Genomic DNA, 16,393 nt, shown 5'->3' with positions numbered 1-16,393 from the left:
GGACTGTTAGCTTCGTCGTAAGTATAAGAAGAAACCTTCCATTTGGCATCAAAAGGTGAATGAGTTTTCGGCACTTTCTTATAACGTCGTTACTCCAGCTCCGCCCATAAGACGCCACAAAAAGATTCCCGACCACGCTGACCTATCCTGCCGCCGCTGTCCCATCCAGGAAAACACCGATGTAATCGCCGTAAAGCTCCACCCGAATCTGGTCTCACGGGTAACCTCGCTTACAACCTGATTTCTATTACCGCTTTGGAGACACGAATATGTCCGATTACGAAAACATCCTCACCGAAACCCGAGGTCGCGTCGGTATTATTACCCTGAACCGTCCGAAGGCGCTGAACGCCCTCAACCACAAGACCATGGAAGAGATCGGCGCAGCAGCCACCGCTTTCGACAACGATGCAGGCATTGGCGCGATTATCATCACCGGCTCGGAGAAGGCGTTTGCTGCAGGTGCGGACATTAAGGAGATGGCGGACAAGTCCGGCACCGAGATGTACGTCTCTGACTGGTTCGCACGTTGGGATGTCCTGACTTCCGTCCGCACTCCAGTTATCGCCGCCGTCAACGGCTACGCACTGGGCGGTGGCTGCGAGGTCGCCATGATGGCGGACTTCATCATCGCTGGCGCTAAAGCCAAGTTCGGCCAGCCTGAGGTTAACCTCGGCATCTCTCCGGGTATGGGCGGCTCGCAGCGCCTCACTCGCGCGATCGGCAAGGCCAAGGCCATGGAGATGTGCCTGACCGGGCGCATGATGGGTGCCGAGGAGGCCGAGTCCGCAGGTCTCGTCGCCCGTATCGTCGAGCCGGAAGCGCTTCTCGACGAAGCCCTGAAGGTCGCCGACACCATTGCGTCGAAGTCGCTGGTTGCCACTACCCAGATTAAGGAACAGATCAACCAGGCCTACGAAATGACGCTGTCGCAGGGACTGCTCTTTGAGCGCCGTACCTTCCACTCCCTGTTCTCCTCCAACGACCAGAAGGAAGGCATGGCCGCGTTCTCCGAGAAGCGCAAGGCGAACTTCACTAATTCCTAAGAGTGCGCGGGGGCGCGGGGGCGCAGGCGTGTGCGTGCAGGAAGTGCGGGGTGCGGGACGTGTGCGCGGTAAATGTCGGCGCGAACGCCCACCAGCGCACCACACGCACGTTTTTGCCAGCTTTTTGTAGGAAGTAGCGCCGAATTCGCGGTTACTTCCTACAAAAAGCTGGCAAAAACATTTCAAGGGGGGGGGAGGCAAGGCCGCACCGGGGCCAAGACCGCCCAGGGAGGGGCCGACGCTGACCGCCGACCTCCCGCCTACCGCCCTACCCCTTCAGACCGGGGAAGTCAGTGTCCGCGTACTCGGTCGAGGCCTTGGACTCGCCGCCATCACTGGCATGGATCTCACCTTCGCGTTTACGCAGGTCAACACGGCGAATTTTGCCGGACACCGTCTTCGGCAGTTCGTAGAACTCAAGGCGGCGAATCCTCTTGTACGGCGCCAGATTGTCGTGGCAGTACTTGAGGATCGACTCCGCCACCTCAGCGGACGGCTCGGCGGACGCCACCAACCCCTGGGAGGCCACCGGAACCAACTCCGCAGAGTCCGTAACAACGGCGGACCTCGCCAAGCGATCCCCAGGGGCCCACATCGCCAAGACGCTAAACCACGTCTCCTATGAAGAACTGATTAGCGACTACCGAACCCCGGAAGAGATCGCCGAGGGCGCACCGCGCCGAGCAATCGCGGTCATGTCGACTGACCCGGCGGCCCTCGAGGCCGCACGAGCAACAGTCGAAGCCTTCGGATTTGAACCCGTGCCCGTTGACGTGAGCGTCGGCAAGCGATTTAGGCCCGACGGCGACCTTTTCGGAGTGTGGCTATCTGCAGATCAGATGAGGCAGGCGGTCGAGGAATAGAAGCGCCAACTAACTCCTGGGGCTAGTAGCGAATGGCCATGCGACCATCGATCTTGCCCTGGCGCATCAGCTCGAAGACGTCATTAATCTCATGCAGCGAGCACTCCTTAACGGTCGGCTTGACCAGCCCGCGGGCGTAGAAGTCGAGAGCCTCGGCCATATCCTGGCGCGTGCCGACAAGTGAACCACGAATAGTGAGATTGCGGAAGACAATGTCGAACACACTCGCCGGGAACTCCCCCGGCGGAAGGCCATTGAAGACAATGGTTCCATCGCGGCGCGCCATACCAAGAGCCTGGCCGAACGCATCCCTATGGACAGCAGTGACCAGAATGCCGTGAGCTCCACCATCGGTATAGGCCTGAACCGCCTGGACCGGATCCTCATCCTTGGCGTTTACCACGAACTCGGCACCCCACTCCTTTGCGTGGTCGAGTTTGTCTTCCGCGATATCCACGGCGATTACACGCATACCCATCGCCTTGGCGTACTGGATCGCCAAATGCCCCAATCCACCGACGCCGGAGACCACCATAAACTGACCCGGCTTCGTTTCGGAAACCTTGAGGCCCTTATATACAGTCACGCCGGCGCAGAGAATCGGCGCAGCCTCCAGGTAGTCCACGCCCTCCGGTATGCGAGCGGCATACCGCGTGTCGACCAGCATGTACTCGCCAAAGGAACCGTCCTGGGTATAGCCGCCATACTCGGCGTCGTTGCACTGAGTCTCACGACCGGTCCGGCAGTACTCACAGTCGCCACACGCGGACCACAGCCATGCATTGCCGACAATGTCACCCACGCTGACCGAATGCTTTCCAGGACCGAGCTCGATCACCTCACCGATTCCCTCATGCCCCGGAATGAAGGGCGGCTCCGGCTTCACCGGCCAGTCCCCCTCTGTCGCATGCAAGTCAGTGTGGCAGACGCCGGAGGCAATCAATTTCACGAGCGCCTGATTCAGCCCCGGCTTTGGCAGATCGACGTCGCGAACATTGAGGTTTGGCCCGAATTCATCAACAACTGCGGCAGTGAACTGGGAGAACTGCCCAGAACGGACACGGTCTGGCTGCACGGAGGTCATAATCAATCAACTCCTTGACTGGTCGGAAAACAACTGACGTGCAACCCCACGCTTTTTAAAAACGGTTTGCATTAGTATATTTCGTTTCGTTTGTAAAACTGTGGGGCGCAAAAGTCAGCATACAGTGACGCACGCCACACTGTAAACCCTTATTTTTCTAATGAAACATATTTAGAGCATGATCAGCGGACGGAATTAAGAAACCCATTCGTTGCGAAAATCGCCGAAAACGCGCAGGTTACACCGCATAGCCATGATTTCAGCACTAATTACGGCGTTAGTTATGTACACGTCCTTGGCTCGTGATACAACTCACAAGAGAACTATTTTCACTCAGCCATCACCCTGGCTGAGCCAGCCTAGAAGGAACATTATGAGCGTGCTCAACCTCGCCGCAGCGACGGCTGACACGGCGATTCCGGAATCTACCGGATTCACCGTCGCAGTCGGCGTTATTGGCGTCCTGTTGTCCCTGCCCTGCTGGTTCATCTTTATCAAGGGATTCACCCATATGGTGAAGACCATCATGGTGGGCCAAAAGACATACGGTCACACCGGTGAATGGGGAACCCGTATTTGGACCATGATCCGAGAGATCGTCGGTCACACCAAGATGGCCAAGAAGCCCGGCGTTGCTGTGGCTCACTGGTTCGTCATGGTGGGCTTCCTCCTCGGCTCCCTGGTGTGGTTCGAGGCTTACATTCAGACCTTTTGGCCAGCCGGTGGTTGGCCAATCCTCAGGAATCTGACAGCCTGGCACTTCATCGACGAACTGCTCGGCCTGGGCACCACCCTGGGTATCCTGGCACTGATTCTCGTCCGCCAGACCAACCTGGGCAAGGAACGCCTGAGCCGCTTCTACGGCTCCAACGCCAAGGCTGCCTACTTCGTTGAGGCCGTCGTCCTCATCGAGGGCCTGGGCATGATGTTCGTCAAGGCTGCCAAGCTGGCTACCTACGGCGACCACGGTCACACTGGCGCCGAGGTCTGGACCTGGGCGAACTTCGTCACCGGTGGTATCGCACAGATTCTGCCGGCCTCCGAAGTCATGGTGTCCATCTTCGCGCTGATTAAGCTGCTGTCCGGTATGGTCTGGCTCTTCGTTGTTGGCCGCAACCTAACTTGGGGTGTCGCATGGCACCGCTTCCTGGCGTTCGCCAACATCCTGCTCAAGCGCAACGCTGACGGCTACAACGCCCTCGCTGGGGCTAAGCCGATGACCTCTAACGGCGAAATCCTGAACCTGGAAGAGGCTGACCCGGAGGTTGACTCCATGGGCACCGGCGTAGTCACCGACCACTCCTGGAAGGCTCTGCTGGACTTCACCTCCTGCACCGAGTGTGGTCGCTGCCAGGAGCAGTGCCCGGCATGGAACACTTCCAAGCCGCTGTCCCCGAAGCTGCTGGTTAACCAGCTGCGTGACCACGCTTACGCTTCTGCCCCGTACCTGTTGGCTGGCGAGACCATCGAAACCGCTCGCGAGGGCGAAGGTGCTGGCGCAGCACTCCTGACCAAGCCGCTGGTTGGCGACGGCGACGAGGGCATCATCGACCAGGACGTTCTGTGGTCCTGCACCAACTGTGGTGCCTGTGTTGAGCAGTGCCCGGTTGACATTGAGCACATCGACCACATCGTTGATATGCGTCGCTACCAGGTCCTGGTGGAGTCGGACTTCCCGACCGAGCTGGCTGGCCTGTTCAAGAACCTTGAGACCAAGGGCAACCCGTGGGGCCAGAACGCTTCCACTCGCGCCGACTGGATCAATGAGGTCCGCAAGGAAGGCGTCGTTGTCCCGATTTGGGGCGAGGATGTCGAGAGCTTCGACGATACCGAGTACCTGTTCTGGGTCGGTTGTGCCGGTGCTTACGACGACAATGCGAAGAAGACCACCAAGGCTGTTGCAGAGATGCTTTACACCGCAGGTGTGAAGTACGCTGTGCTCTCCCAGGCCGAGGGTTGTACTGGCGACTCCGCTCGCCGTGCTGGTAACGAATTCCTCTTCCAGATGTTGGCTGAGCAGAACATCGAGCAGCTCGACGAGGTCTTCGACGGTGTGCCGCCTAAGCAGCGCAAGATTGTCGTCACCTGTGCGCACTGCTTCAACACCTTCAAGAACGAGTACCCGGAGCTGGGCGGACAGTACGAAGTTGTCCACCACACCCAGCTGCTGAACAAGCTGGTTCGTGCTAACCGCCTGCAGCCGGTTGCTTCGGGTCAGGGCCGCCAGGTCACCTACCACGACCCATGCTTCCTGGGCCGCCACAACAAGGTATTCGAAGCTCCGCGTGAGCTGATTGGCGCGTCCGGCGCCAACCTCGTCGAAATGCCACGTAATAAGAACACCGGCTTCTGCTGTGGTGCTGGTGGCGCTCGCATGTGGATGGAAGAGACCATCGGTCAGCGCATCAACGTAAACCGCACCGAAGAGGCTGTCGGAACCGGCGCTGAGGCAATTGCCATCGGCTGCCCGTTCTGTAAGACGATGATGAACGATGGCGTCAACAACGTCATCGAGGACGACGAGAAGAAGCCGGAGGTCCTGGACATCGCCCAGATGCTCCGCGACTCCGTGAAGGTCGACGGCGAGCTGCCGCAGGCACGCGAACCGGAGTGGATTGAGCAGCCGGAGCGTGGCTGGGTCGATCCGAAGAAGGCTGAAGAGGAAGAGCGTCAGCGCCTCGAGGAAGAGGAAGCTAAGCGCAAGAAGGCTGAGGCTGCCGAGAAGAAGAAGGCAGAGAAGGCTTCCGCTGCCGGCGCTGGTGCCGCAGCTGCTGGTGCTGCTGCAGGCGCTGCCGCCAAGGGTGGCGCTCCGACTCCGGGTGGTGCTCCGAAGCCGGGTGGTGCCAAGGGCGGCGCACCGACCCCAGGTGGTGCCAAGAAGGGCGCTCCGACTCCGGGTGGTGCTCCAAAGCCAGGCGGTGCCAAGGCCGGCGCACCAACTCCGGGTGGCGCCAAGAAGGGTGCTCCTGCTCCGGGTGGCGCTCCGAAGCCAGGCGGCGCCAAGGCCGGCGCCCCGGTTCCAGGTGGTGCAAAGGGCGGCGCCCCGACCCCAGGCGGTGCCAAGAAGGGTGCTCCAGCTCCGGGCGGCGCTCCGAAGCCAGGCGGAGCAAAGGCCGGCGCACCGGTTCCAGGTGGCGCTAAGAAGGGCGCTCCAGTTCCGGGCGGCGCCAAGGCCGCTAAGCCGGCCGCGCAGGCAGAGCCAGCAGCTGCAGAAACCGAAGCTCCGGCTGAGGCTCCGAAGGCAACCAAGGGCGCTCCGATTCCGGGTGGCGCACGCAAGGGTGCCCCGGTTCCAGGTGGTGCTAAGAAGGCAGCCCCGGCCGCCAAGCCGAAGGCCGAGGAAACCGCTCCCGCCGAGGACACCGCTGCTGAAGTAGCGGCCACCGAGTCCGAGCAGCCAGCAGCTGACCAGCCAGCAGCTGAGCAGCCGAAGACCGCATCCGGTGCTCCGGTTCCGGGCGGCGCACGCAAGGGCGCTCCAATCCCAGGTGGCGCACGCAAGGCCAAGCCAGTCGCTAGCACCCCTGCCCCGGCAGCAGAGGAAACCGAAGCTCAGGAGGCTCCTGCTCAGCCAGAGGCAGAGCAGGCTCCGGCGCAACCAGAGGTTACCGAACAGCAGTCGGCGGAAGATGCCACCTCCACCGAGCAGGCCACTGAGACCCCAGCCGAGGAGACGCAGGCGCCGTCGGCAAGCGCTAAGAACCTTCCGCGCAACCAGCACGGAGTTCCGCTGCCAGGATCGGCGCGACGTAAGTAGCGCTCGCTAAGTAAGCAGGAATCCGCCCGAGAGGTTATTCTTCCCGGGCGGATTTTTTGTGCTTTACGACGATCCCTGCGCCACGGCATTAATCATGCAAATGGCACTCTCAACCGCACTGACAATATATTGATTACTGCATATTGATTACTGCATCCCGTTAGAGATGACCGCGTTGTGGTGTGGAAAGAGGTCTTGGCGTAGTGATTAAGAAATCGCTGTCACAGATAAGGGACTTTCTGAGGACTCCGGGGTCAGTGGAGATGGTCATTGCGCTGGTTCTCACGGCTCTCGATGCGCTAGTTTTCCGCGAGAGCAACTCTGATCTGTTGTTGCCGACCATTATCGGTGGCCTTCAGGTCATTCTTGTTGCAGTGGCGACCTATCTGCCACTTTTTGCCATGGTGGTTGTCCCAGCGAATTTCTTGGCATTGACTTTCCTTCCCACAGAGCAGGCTCCAATGCAGATTTTCTGCGCGCTTCTCATCGTGGAAGTGATGCGTGCTAACAACAACAAGATGCCGGCGAGAATCACTGCGTTGCTCTTGTTGGTGATCTCAAACTACGACGTCAACACAAGTACTTTCGCACGTGACCATGTCGCGACCTTTGTGACAACACTGCTTTTTGTAATTGCCTACGCCATCGGCATGATGCGCAGTCGCTACAAAGAACAACGCCGGCGGGCAACGATTGAATCTAACCGCGCTCTGGAAGAGCAACGCCTTGAGTTGGCGACCGTACTGCACGACTCCACTGCCAAGTCCTTTACTCGCGTAACCATGCTGGCGCAGGCGCTCGCCATCGAGCGAGAAGGGACCGATGAAAAACTTGAAGAATCCCTGGAGGACATCGCAGAGACCTCCCGAGAAGGCCTGCTACAGCTTCGCCAGTTGCTTTCATTGCTGAAATCAGCTGACGACGAGAGTTCTTTGACCTCCGCTATCGGCCAGGATGAGCGAGTCCCCAGCATGAGCAGGGTGCTTCAACAGGCCAAGGATGAACTGCAGGAAGCTGGGTTTAACGTTTCGCTGGCCACGAAGATTGAAACCGAGCCCTCTTTGACGCAGATTTCAGAGGTTATCTCGCCGGCGCTGTCGGAGTTCTGCACGAACATTCAGAAGTACGGCGAACCGCAAACGAACGTTCACATTCTGGCGCTGAGCAACGAGGAAGATGGCTTCACGCTCGACATCAGCAATCAGATATCGAAGGCGCTACCGCATTTTCTGCCGCGGGCGATGCTCTCGAGCGGTTTGGGGCTTTCCTCACTGCATCGGCGAGTGCGACCATGGGACGGTTCCATCACGTCAGAACGAGAAGGAAATGTGTGGAATTGCAAACTCCACATGCCACCTACCAACCAGTAGGTTACGCTAGCGTAAGATTGATGTAGTAGCCGCCTGTGACGAAGATATCTCTCGAAAAGTCCTGGTTAGCGTAGTAATATCACACGATGACAGATATTGTTCGGTTTTTATAACTTCTATGAAAGGTTCGCGGATGTCTGACATTAAGGTTCTCATTGTCGATGACGACCCACTTGTACTCTCGACGCTGCGAACCTATTTCAAGAAGGCACCGCATATCACCGTGGTCGATGAAGCCAGCGATGGCCACGAGGCTCTCAACATTATTGCCCGTGGTGGCGTTGACGTAGTTTTGACCGATATTCATATGCCTAACATGGACGGCGTTGAGCTACTTGAGCGCATTAAGAAGGTGGAGAATCCACCGAAATTCATCGCTATCACCTCATTTGATACCGATGAAACAATGCTGAAAATCTTGAGTCTCGGCGGAAATGGCTACATTCTCAAAACTGCCCGCCCGGAATCCGTCATTGGCACCGTTGAAGATGTTTTCCAGGGCGGCACCGTCATCTCACCGATTTCTGCGACTCGGCTGATTAAAACCCTGCCGTCCCGCAACATTTCCTCGTACAAGATCACTCAAGCCGAGCGAGAGGTTCTCGGCCTGATCTGCCGCGGTAAGTCAAACCACGACATCGCCAAGGAACTCGGCAAGTCGCCGGGCACTATCAAGAAGCACCTCTCCAGCATGTTCAATAAGTTTGGAGCTACCTCTCGCCTGGACCTGGCGCTGAAAGCAATAGACGCAGGCTTCCACCCGCCGGCATCCGCTGCCGCAGAATAACCAGGGGCTCTGAGATTTGGCCGGTTAGCGGCTCTGAATTGAGCCTTTGCAGGCCCGAGATGGATAGCAAAAAGGGGCATATTCACTTTCGCGAATATGCCCCTTTTACCCGTGCTGAGTGTGGAGAGAGAACTGTGTAACTACTGGATGGTCACCTCGACATGTCGCTCGCGCGGAGCCACACCGAAGTAGGTGCGCCCAATTGGCTCCCACGTCTTCGAGTTGGCGTTGCAGCGAACAGTCTGTCCGGCGAACTCGTCAACCAGGAATCCCCAGCTCAGACGACCAGTTTCACCCTTGCGCACTTCGTACGGTCCGATCTTCTGCCCGAGGCTCCAAACCATCTCTCGGGAGTATTCCCAGGAGTACTTGCGGTTGAGCTCCTTACTGACCTTCACACTGACAGAGATATTGGTCCACCACTTCTTGGTCTTGGACTCCTTGATGGTCTGCGTCAGCGGAATCGGCTCATCACCGATGTCATTCTTCGTAGAAACAACGCCCTCAACGTCGTAGCGAGAGCCGGTGATTTCCACGAACTCAGCCACCGAACCCGGAGCTTCACAAGTGGTTCCCGGTGCCGGACCGCGGTCAACTGCCGCCGGCTTGGGCACTGGTACCCACTCCTCCGGCGCGAACGGTTCACCGGCTCCTGGATTCGGGGCGGCCACCGCTGTCGGAGCACCGAGTCCGAGCGCAAAGACCGTCGTCAAGCACATGGCGACAACACGCTTTTTCATAACTGCTCCTAGTCGTTAATCGTGGCGGATGCCGGGCCGCCGTCACCGGAGTTACCGCTGACAGGCGCCCACTGCTGACGGTGCTCGCCCTCCTTGGTGGTCTTGTGCCAGACCACGAAGCGAGTCGACGGCCCCTTGCCGTTGTACTCACCGAAGTAGGGCTCACCGCGCCACAGGCCGGTCTTCTGGTCACAGGTGCGAACACGGCCAATGAAGGACTTCATGTGCACGCCGTAGTCTGCGCGAACGGTCTCACCGGGGTTGACGGTCACCGGGCCCAGCTTGTCGCCAACCGACCACTGACTGACCTCGACGATGCCGTACTTGTTCTTCACCCCGTGGAGGAACACGTCCCACATATTTCCGGAGCTCATGGCCTTCACAGACTCGTTGACTCCCTCTGTCACCTCGAGGGTGTACTGAATAGGGCGGTCAGTGCGGTTGGTGAATGAGTTAGTGCCATTGTAGCGGTCCCATTCGTCGGTAATCCACTGTTCCCAGGGGTGACGCTTGGCATCCTTGACCGGGTCACATTTATCCGTATTGGTGAAACCGGTGTGGTGCTCATCCTGGTCAGGGGTCTGGGTCAGCGGGGTCGCCGCGGCCTGTCCAACGATGCCTGGTGCAAGAAGACTTGCACCCATCACCGCGCAGGCCAGGGCCTTCTTTTTCAGGCTCAACATGGAGAAACTTCCTTCTGCTTCGAGGCTTTAGGGGCTCTGGCCGTCTTAAACGGCGTACTCCTTGACCTGCGGAGCAGCACCGTCCACGGAGCGGTCAGCTTCGTTGGCGCGCATGGAAACGCGAATGTGACGCTCCTTCGGGATGGTGCCCCAGTACGGACGACCCGCGTCAATCCACTTTCCGCCCTTACAGGTCAGGTGAGTACCTTCGAAGGACTGATTCAGGAAGCCATACTCCAGAACACCGGTGTAGCCGGGCTTGACAGGGTACGGGCCGAGGGTCTGGCCAACTTCCCAGGTCTGAGTGGACTGGTAGCCGGCGCTAAAGGTGACATGGAAGAGCTTGAGCAGGTCGAAGTCGACCGAACCGCCGACGTTCCAGGACTTGGTCTTGCCCTCCTTCAGGGTCTGGGTCAGCGGCAGGTCGGTGTCGCCGTAGTTAGCGACAGTCGCAGTACCTTCGACCTCGAACTTCGAGCCGGTGATCTTCAGGGACTGGCCGGACTGGCCTTCAACGGAGCAGGTGCCACCGACGGTGCCCGGGGTAGGGGCTGGGGCAGCTTCCGCCATCGGGGCGACAGCCAGCGAGGACATGGTAACCAGGGCTGCAATGGAGCCGGAGAGCAGGGTCTTCTTCACGGCGAAATCCTTTCAGGATGTGACGAGCAACTCGTAAGGAAATACTTGAACTGACACCTGCAAAGGTAAGTCGAAATTCAGCGTTTTGTAATGGAAAATTTTCGACTGACTTTACGACGGCCGCAGCGATTATCCACATAGTAAAAATGGAATCCCACCGATTTCTGTCACGCGAAAATACGACATCTAATTGACCCTGACCAGCAATTATGGGCGCAACAATAAGATTTCGTCGATCAATTTAAACGCATTAGAACTACGCCTTTTGAACCAATTCAAAAATGCCTCGGTCGGCCACTTGGTACTAGACAATCAACATTTCGGCCACTAGCCCACCTACATAAAGACACCAGAGAGTAGCCGAATGGCCACCCCCAGGCGCGGGCAGGTAGAGAGACCTCCACACTTCACACTCTTGATTAAATAGTTATGATTTCTTTATTAATCACTGGCGAAGTCCGGCAGTCCACAAAGCCCTGACACTTTGCCGAGGCAGATATCTTTCGGAGTACTACCTAATGTTTCGACGCACTTCCGTTCTTGCTACCACCATTGCATCCGCAGCACTTTCCCTGAGCGCGCTGACCGGCGCTCCGGCCGCTACCGCAGCACCGACAGCTACAACCAGCAGCGACGACCTGCAGGTTAAGGAATACGCTCTTTCCGATACCTTCTCTTGCGACTACTACAACCTCCCGTGGTGCCGCTAAAGAGCGCTGACCCCCTACCCCTCCTCTGCCGCCCCTTCACGTGAGCGCGGCTACTTCGCGGTGCCGTCGAGCCCCTCTAGCAGTGTGGCAAAATCCGTGACATTAGTATCCACCCGCGTGTTTGTACTGCGTCGCTGGTTCGGCTCGCCAACACCCCGATTCCCCTCGCTGGCCCCGCCCGCTGAATGCTCCGCACCCTTTTCTTCAGCTTCGTTCCCAAAATCTGGACCAAAACCGACTACGGCCGAGCGAACACCGACAAGGTACTCGGCAAGCTCACGAGCTGCACGCACCACGCGATTATTCATCTCCGCGCCGGACACTCCGCCGGCGCCATTTCCGGCACCATCGCCAGCACCAAAGTCCTCAGTGGCTGCAAATACAGCAGTCGGCATAACCGTGCCGCGCAGGTAGCTAAACAGCGGACGCATCGCATACTCCAGCACCAACGAATGTCGTGCTGTGCCAGCCGTCGCAGCAATAATGACCGGCATGGAAGTCAGCGCATCCTTATCCAGGGCGTCGAAAAACATCTTGAACAACCCAGAGTAGGACGCTGCGAACACCGGGGTCGCGGCAATCAATCCATCAGCACCGCTGACAGTATCGAGGGCGGCGCGCAATTTTTCGTCGTAAAGCCCTGTGGACATCACAGTGCCGAGGCTGACAGCGAGTTCGCGCAGCTCGACGTACTCAACTTGGACCCCCTCGCCACGCTTGGAGACCTGCGCCTCGACGGCCTCCGCGATGCGGTCGGCAAGGATGCGCGTGGTTGATGGATCGGAAACACCGGCACTTACGACGACGAGCTTTTTCACTACTGATTCCTTTCAGCCGGGCGGACGAGAAGGTGCGGGGAATCTGCGCCCTCGGCAACCAGCGAGGCATGCGTCGGCGGGTCGGAAGGCACGTGCGCCGGACGGCGGCGCTCGAACTCTTCACGCAGGACCGGAACGATTTCGGTTCCCAGGATTTCAACCTGCTCCAACGCCATTTCCAGCGGCAGGCCGGCGTGATCGATAAGGAAAAGCTGACGCTGGTAGTCGCCAACGGCGTCTGCATAGCCCAGGTAACGTTCGATGATTTGCTCAGGCGTGCCGACGGTCAGTGGAGTGATGTTCTCGAATTCTTCCAGAGATGGCCCATGTCCATAGACCGGGGCATTGTCGAAGTATGGGCGGAAAATCTCCTTGGCCTTCTTCTCCGTCTCAGCGGCGAAGACCTGACCGCCAAGCCCGACGATTGCCTGATCAGCAGCACCATGACCGTAGTGCTCATAGCGCTGGCGGTAGAGATTGACCATGGCTGTGGTGTGCTCGATATTCCAGAAAATGTGATTATGGAAGAAGCCGTCCCCATAGAAGGCGGCCTGCTCAGCAATCTCAGTGGAGCGGATTGAGCCGTGCCACACGAAAGGTGCTACACCGTCGAGCGGGCGCGGTGTGGACGTAAATGACTGCAGCGGAGTGCGGAATTGACCTTGCCAATCCACATTCTCCTCACGCCAAAGGGTGCGCAGCAGGTGATAGTTCTCGATGGCCAGCGGAATTCCCTTGCGAATATCCTTGCCAAACCACGGATAAACCGGCCCGGTGTTGCCGCGGCCCATCATCAGATCAATGCGACCTTCGGAAAGGTGCTGGAGGTAGGCGTAATCCTCGGCGATGCGCACGGGGTCGGTGGTGGTAATCAGCGTTGTCGAGGTCGACAGAATCAGATTTTCGGTCTGTGCTGTGAGGTTGGCTAATAAAATCGGCGGATTCGCCGGTGCCACAAACGGTGGATTGTGGTGCTGGCCAGTAGCAAATACATCGAGGCCGACCTCTTCAGCCTTCTTCGCTAGGGCGACAGTTGCCTTAATGCGCTCATGTTCAGTAGGGATTTGTCCAGTCGTGGGATCTTTTGTGACGTCGCCAATTGTAAAAATTCCGAATTGCATAATTCTCAATCCTAAATAGCAGTTGTTGACATGTCAACGCCTGTTATGCTGGGCATAAGCACTTAAAACGACTCCATATGAACCGCCTCCAACCAAAGGAGCCTCGCCCAGCCATGACAAAACCCCGAACCGATCGCCCGACCGGATGTGCGCTTCTAAAAAATATTCGGCATTTTCTTTGACCTTTGTTGACACATCATCACATCTAGAGTTATCGTTGACACGTCAACACCGGAAGTTGGTTCCGGCGGACAAAAATACTTCGAAACATTCGAGATACTTTTAACTTTTAGGAGATTCACTATGGCTCTTCAGTCTGGCAACTACGTTCTTGATGCACAGCACTCCACCGTTGGATTCACCGTTCGTCACGCAATGATCACTAAGGTCCACGGTCAGTTCACTGAGTTTGAGTCCGTTATTAATTTTGATGCCGACAAGCCGGAGAATTCCACGGCAAAGGCGACCATTCAGGCGAACTCCATCAACACCAACAATGAAGAGCGCGACAACCACCTGCGCTCGAAGGACTTCTTCGGCACCGACGAAAACCCAACCTTCGAATTCGTTTCCACCGCTATCGAGCTCCAGAGCGAAGAAAAGGCCACCGTTACCGGCGACCTAACCATCAACGGCATCACCAAGCCGGTCACCCTGGATGTCGACATTTTCGGCTCCGCTGAAGACCCATGGGGTCAGACTCGCGTTGGCTTCGAGGCAGCCACCAAGATTGACCGCACCGATTTCGGCATCGATTACAACGCTCCTATTAAGACTGGCGGCCTGCTCCTTGGCAACGAGATTTCCCTGCAGATCGACGGCTCCGCAGTTAAGCAGTAACTAGCAGCCAGAACCCCAGCTGCCCGCACCCCAGTAAAGCGTCCTGCATCCTCATGCAGGGCGCTTTTGCGCAATCAATGTGCAATTAATCTGCCCCCGCTGTGAGAAAAGCATGGTGCGGGAGCAAAAAAGTGGCATGCTTAGACAGGTGAGTTCCAGTAAAGACACTTCCCAGGGCACCGAAACCACCAACGAGACAACGCAGGACGCTCAGGCTGCGCAGGCCGCTCAGGCCGAGCAGTCCCGTGCTGCCCGTGTTGCCGCCCGTCGTGGAAACATCAGGGCACCTCGCCGCACTCCACTGAAGACACTGGACCAATCCTCCAAGCTGCAGAACGTCCTCTACGACATTCGCGGTCCGGTGACTACTCTCGCCGAACAGATGGAGGCCGACGGCCACCGCATCATGATGCTCAACACCGGCAATCCGGCAAAGTTCGGCTTTGATGCACCTGACACCATCGTGCAGGACATGGTCCGCGCCCTCCCCCACGCACAGGGCTACTCCGAGTCCAAGGGTATTTACTCCGCACGCCGTGCCGTCGTCACGCGCTATGAGATGGACCCGGACTTCCCCCGTTTCGACGTCAACGACGTCTGGCTGGGCAACGGCGTCTCCGAGCTGATTTCCATCACCACGCAGGCGCTGCTCAACGAGGGCGATGAGGTCCTCATTCCAGCTCCGGATTACCCGCTCTGGACTGCAGCAACCACCCTCGCCGGCGGCAAGGCCGTCCACTACACGTGCGATGAGGAGAATAACTGGGCCCCGGATGTCGAAGACATTCGCTCGAAGGTGACGGATCGCACGAAGGCGATTGTCATCATCAACCCGAACAATCCGACCGGCGCGGTCTACACACGCCAGACACTCGAAGCCATCGTCGATATCGCTCGTGAGCACTCACTCCTGCTGCTTTCCGACGAAATCTACGACCGCATCCTCTACGACGATGCAGAGCACATTTCCACTGCCTCCTTGGCCCCGGATTTGCTCTGTATCACCTTCAACGGCCTGTCCAAGACCTACCGTGTGGCCGGCTACCGCGCTGGCTGGATGGTGCTGACTGGCCCGAAGCGCCACGCAGAGGGCTTTATCGAGGGCATCAACTTGCTGGCCAGCACCCGTCTATGCCCGAATGTCCCTGCTCAACACGGCATTCAGGTGGCACTTGGCGGCTACCAGTCCATCGAGGACTTGATCTTGCCAGGCGGTCGCCTTCTGGAGCAGCGCAATGTCGCCTACGAGGGACTGACCTCAATTCCAGGCGTGAGCTGTGTAAAGCCGATGGGCGCCATGTACGCATTCCCGAAGCTGGATCCGAACGTCTACGAAATTCACGATGACGAGAAGCTGATGCTCGACATCCTGCGTGAAGAGAAGATCCTGATGGTCGGCGGCTCTGGCTTCAACTACCCGACGCCGGATCACTTCCGGATTGTCACCCTGCCATGGGCACGCGACCTGAAGGAAGCTATCGAGCGCCTGGGCAACTTCCTGGTCAGCTACAAGCAATAGCAGTACTTAGGGTTGCGCACGCTATTGGTTCTGCCCTTCTCACATATCGATGCGCTATTCACTTATGGACACACTGGAGCGCATCGATGAGTGAGCATTGCATCGATAGGTGGGCCATAGCGCTAATGACCACGGCCCGGCACGCCGGAATGGCGGTACGCCTTCCGGTGCTGGTGCAGCGATTAGGTTATTAAGGGTGGGCAGGCACTCAAAAGATTCAATGAACTCTGACAACCAGCAACCTTTTCGCGTTGCTCCGGGTTCCGACATAGGTGCGCATCTCGACGTACTGAAGAACTCGAACAGCGGCTCCCCTACCGGCCGGTTCCGGGCTGTCAATACCGCGAATCAACCCAACTCTGCAACCTCGGCTGCCCCAGCACGACATGCAGAACCAGCCGCACATTCAAAACCAG

Annotated in this window: 14 protein-coding genes and 1 pseudogene; 8 read left to right on the top strand and 7 right to left on the bottom strand. The window is 58.0% G+C overall.

From position 1 onward, the window contains the following. Window positions 1-269 precede the first annotated feature (269 nt). Window positions 270-1,046, top strand: a complete 777-nt coding sequence (locus tag HMPREF2562_RS10305) for an enoyl-CoA hydratase (RefSeq protein WP_070549981.1) — start codon at window positions 270-272, stop codon at window positions 1,044-1,046. A gap of 268 nt (window positions 1,047-1,314) precedes the next feature. Here HMPREF2562_RS10305 and HMPREF2562_RS10300 read toward each other — a convergent pair. Beyond that, window positions 1,315-1,545 (bottom strand): annotated as a pseudogene (locus HMPREF2562_RS10300) (AMP-dependent synthetase); the annotation flags it as partial. On the opposite strand from HMPREF2562_RS10300, the gene HMPREF2562_RS10925 reads away from it, so the two are divergent. Then, complete coding sequence (locus HMPREF2562_RS10925; RefSeq protein ID WP_070549979.1) at window positions 1,511-1,909, top strand: NAD(P)-binding domain-containing protein; 399 nt, start codon at window positions 1,511-1,513, stop codon at window positions 1,907-1,909. The pseudogene HMPREF2562_RS10300 and the gene HMPREF2562_RS10925 overlap by 35 nt on opposite strands. Window positions 1,910-1,931: 22 nt before the next feature. Here the strand turns inward: HMPREF2562_RS10925 and adhP are convergent, their stop codons facing one another. Then, a complete protein-coding gene (adhP, locus tag HMPREF2562_RS10290; protein WP_070549978.1) occupies window positions 1,932-2,993 on the bottom strand; it encodes an alcohol dehydrogenase AdhP in 1,062 nt (353 codons plus the stop codon). A gap of 373 nt (window positions 2,994-3,366) precedes the next feature. Here adhP and HMPREF2562_RS10285 point away from each other — a divergent pair, with 373 nt between their 5' ends. From HMPREF2562_RS10285 to HMPREF2562_RS10275, 3 genes are all read left to right on the top strand, one after another. Further along, entirely contained in the window at window positions 3,367-6,750 is a 3,384-nt protein-coding gene (locus HMPREF2562_RS10285; RefSeq protein ID WP_070549977.1) for a heterodisulfide reductase-related iron-sulfur binding cluster, read from the top strand. Between the two features lie 263 nt (window positions 6,751-7,013). Further along, on the top strand, window positions 7,014-8,120 hold the full coding sequence (locus HMPREF2562_RS10280) for a histidine kinase (protein ID WP_246819349.1): 1,107 nt from the start codon (window positions 7,014-7,016) through the stop codon (window positions 8,118-8,120). A gap of 133 nt (window positions 8,121-8,253) precedes the next feature. Further along, a complete protein-coding gene (locus HMPREF2562_RS10275) occupies window positions 8,254-8,907 on the top strand; it encodes a response regulator transcription factor (RefSeq protein WP_016421571.1) in 654 nt (217 codons plus the stop codon). 140 nt (window positions 8,908-9,047) lie between these two features. Here HMPREF2562_RS10275 and HMPREF2562_RS10270 read toward each other — a convergent pair whose 3' ends face one another. The 3 genes from HMPREF2562_RS10270 to HMPREF2562_RS10260 are packed head-to-tail and all read right to left on the bottom strand — an operon-like array spanning window position 9,048 to window position 10,969. Continuing rightward, window positions 9,048-9,647, bottom strand: a complete 600-nt coding sequence (locus tag HMPREF2562_RS10270) for a hypothetical protein (RefSeq protein ID WP_016421572.1) — start codon at window positions 9,645-9,647, stop codon at window positions 9,048-9,050. Between the two features lie 8 nt (window positions 9,648-9,655). Continuing rightward, window positions 9,656-10,330, bottom strand: coding sequence for a hypothetical protein (locus HMPREF2562_RS10265; RefSeq protein WP_005511744.1), 675 nt, complete (start codon window positions 10,328-10,330; stop codon window positions 9,656-9,658). A 45-nt stretch (window positions 10,331-10,375) separates the two neighbouring features. Continuing rightward, window positions 10,376-10,969: a hypothetical protein gene (locus HMPREF2562_RS10260; RefSeq protein WP_016421574.1), complete on the bottom strand. Its 594-nt coding sequence runs from the start codon at window positions 10,967-10,969 to the stop codon at window positions 10,376-10,378. 518 nt (window positions 10,970-11,487) lie between these two features. Between HMPREF2562_RS10260 and HMPREF2562_RS10255 the strand changes: the two genes are divergently transcribed. Further along, window positions 11,488-11,679 carry a hypothetical protein gene (locus tag HMPREF2562_RS10255; RefSeq protein ID WP_049191052.1) on the top strand — a complete coding sequence of 64 codons (192 nt, stop codon included), beginning with the start codon at window positions 11,488-11,490 and terminating at the stop codon, window positions 11,677-11,679. 50 nt (window positions 11,680-11,729) lie between these two features. Here HMPREF2562_RS10255 and HMPREF2562_RS10250 read toward each other — a convergent pair whose 3' ends face one another. Next, complete coding sequence (locus tag HMPREF2562_RS10250; protein WP_049171746.1) at window positions 11,730-12,497, bottom strand: FMN reductase; 768 nt, start codon at window positions 12,495-12,497, stop codon at window positions 11,730-11,732. Continuing rightward, a complete protein-coding gene (locus HMPREF2562_RS10245) occupies window positions 12,497-13,618 on the bottom strand; it encodes a CE1758 family FMN-dependent luciferase-like monooxygenase (protein WP_070546015.1) in 1,122 nt (373 codons plus the stop codon). Before HMPREF2562_RS10245 ends, HMPREF2562_RS10250 begins: the two co-directional genes overlap by 1 nt. Window positions 13,619-13,921: 303 nt before the next feature. On the opposite strand from HMPREF2562_RS10245, the gene HMPREF2562_RS10240 reads away from it, so the two are divergent. Further along, window positions 13,922-14,458, top strand: coding sequence for a YceI family protein (locus HMPREF2562_RS10240; protein ID WP_016421578.1), 537 nt, complete (start codon window positions 13,922-13,924; stop codon window positions 14,456-14,458). Between the two features lie 148 nt (window positions 14,459-14,606). Beyond that, window positions 14,607-15,977, top strand: a complete 1,371-nt coding sequence (locus HMPREF2562_RS10235) for a pyridoxal phosphate-dependent aminotransferase (protein ID WP_370449407.1) — start codon at window positions 14,607-14,609, stop codon at window positions 15,975-15,977. Window positions 15,978-16,393: the final 416 nt, after the last annotated feature.

It is taken from the genome of Corynebacterium sp. HMSC077G07, from assembly GCF_001809225.1.
Classification (GTDB): Bacteria; Actinomycetota; Actinomycetes; order Mycobacteriales; family Mycobacteriaceae; genus Corynebacterium; species Corynebacterium jeikeium_D.
This window is presented reverse-complemented; position numbering and strand designations above follow the sequence as displayed.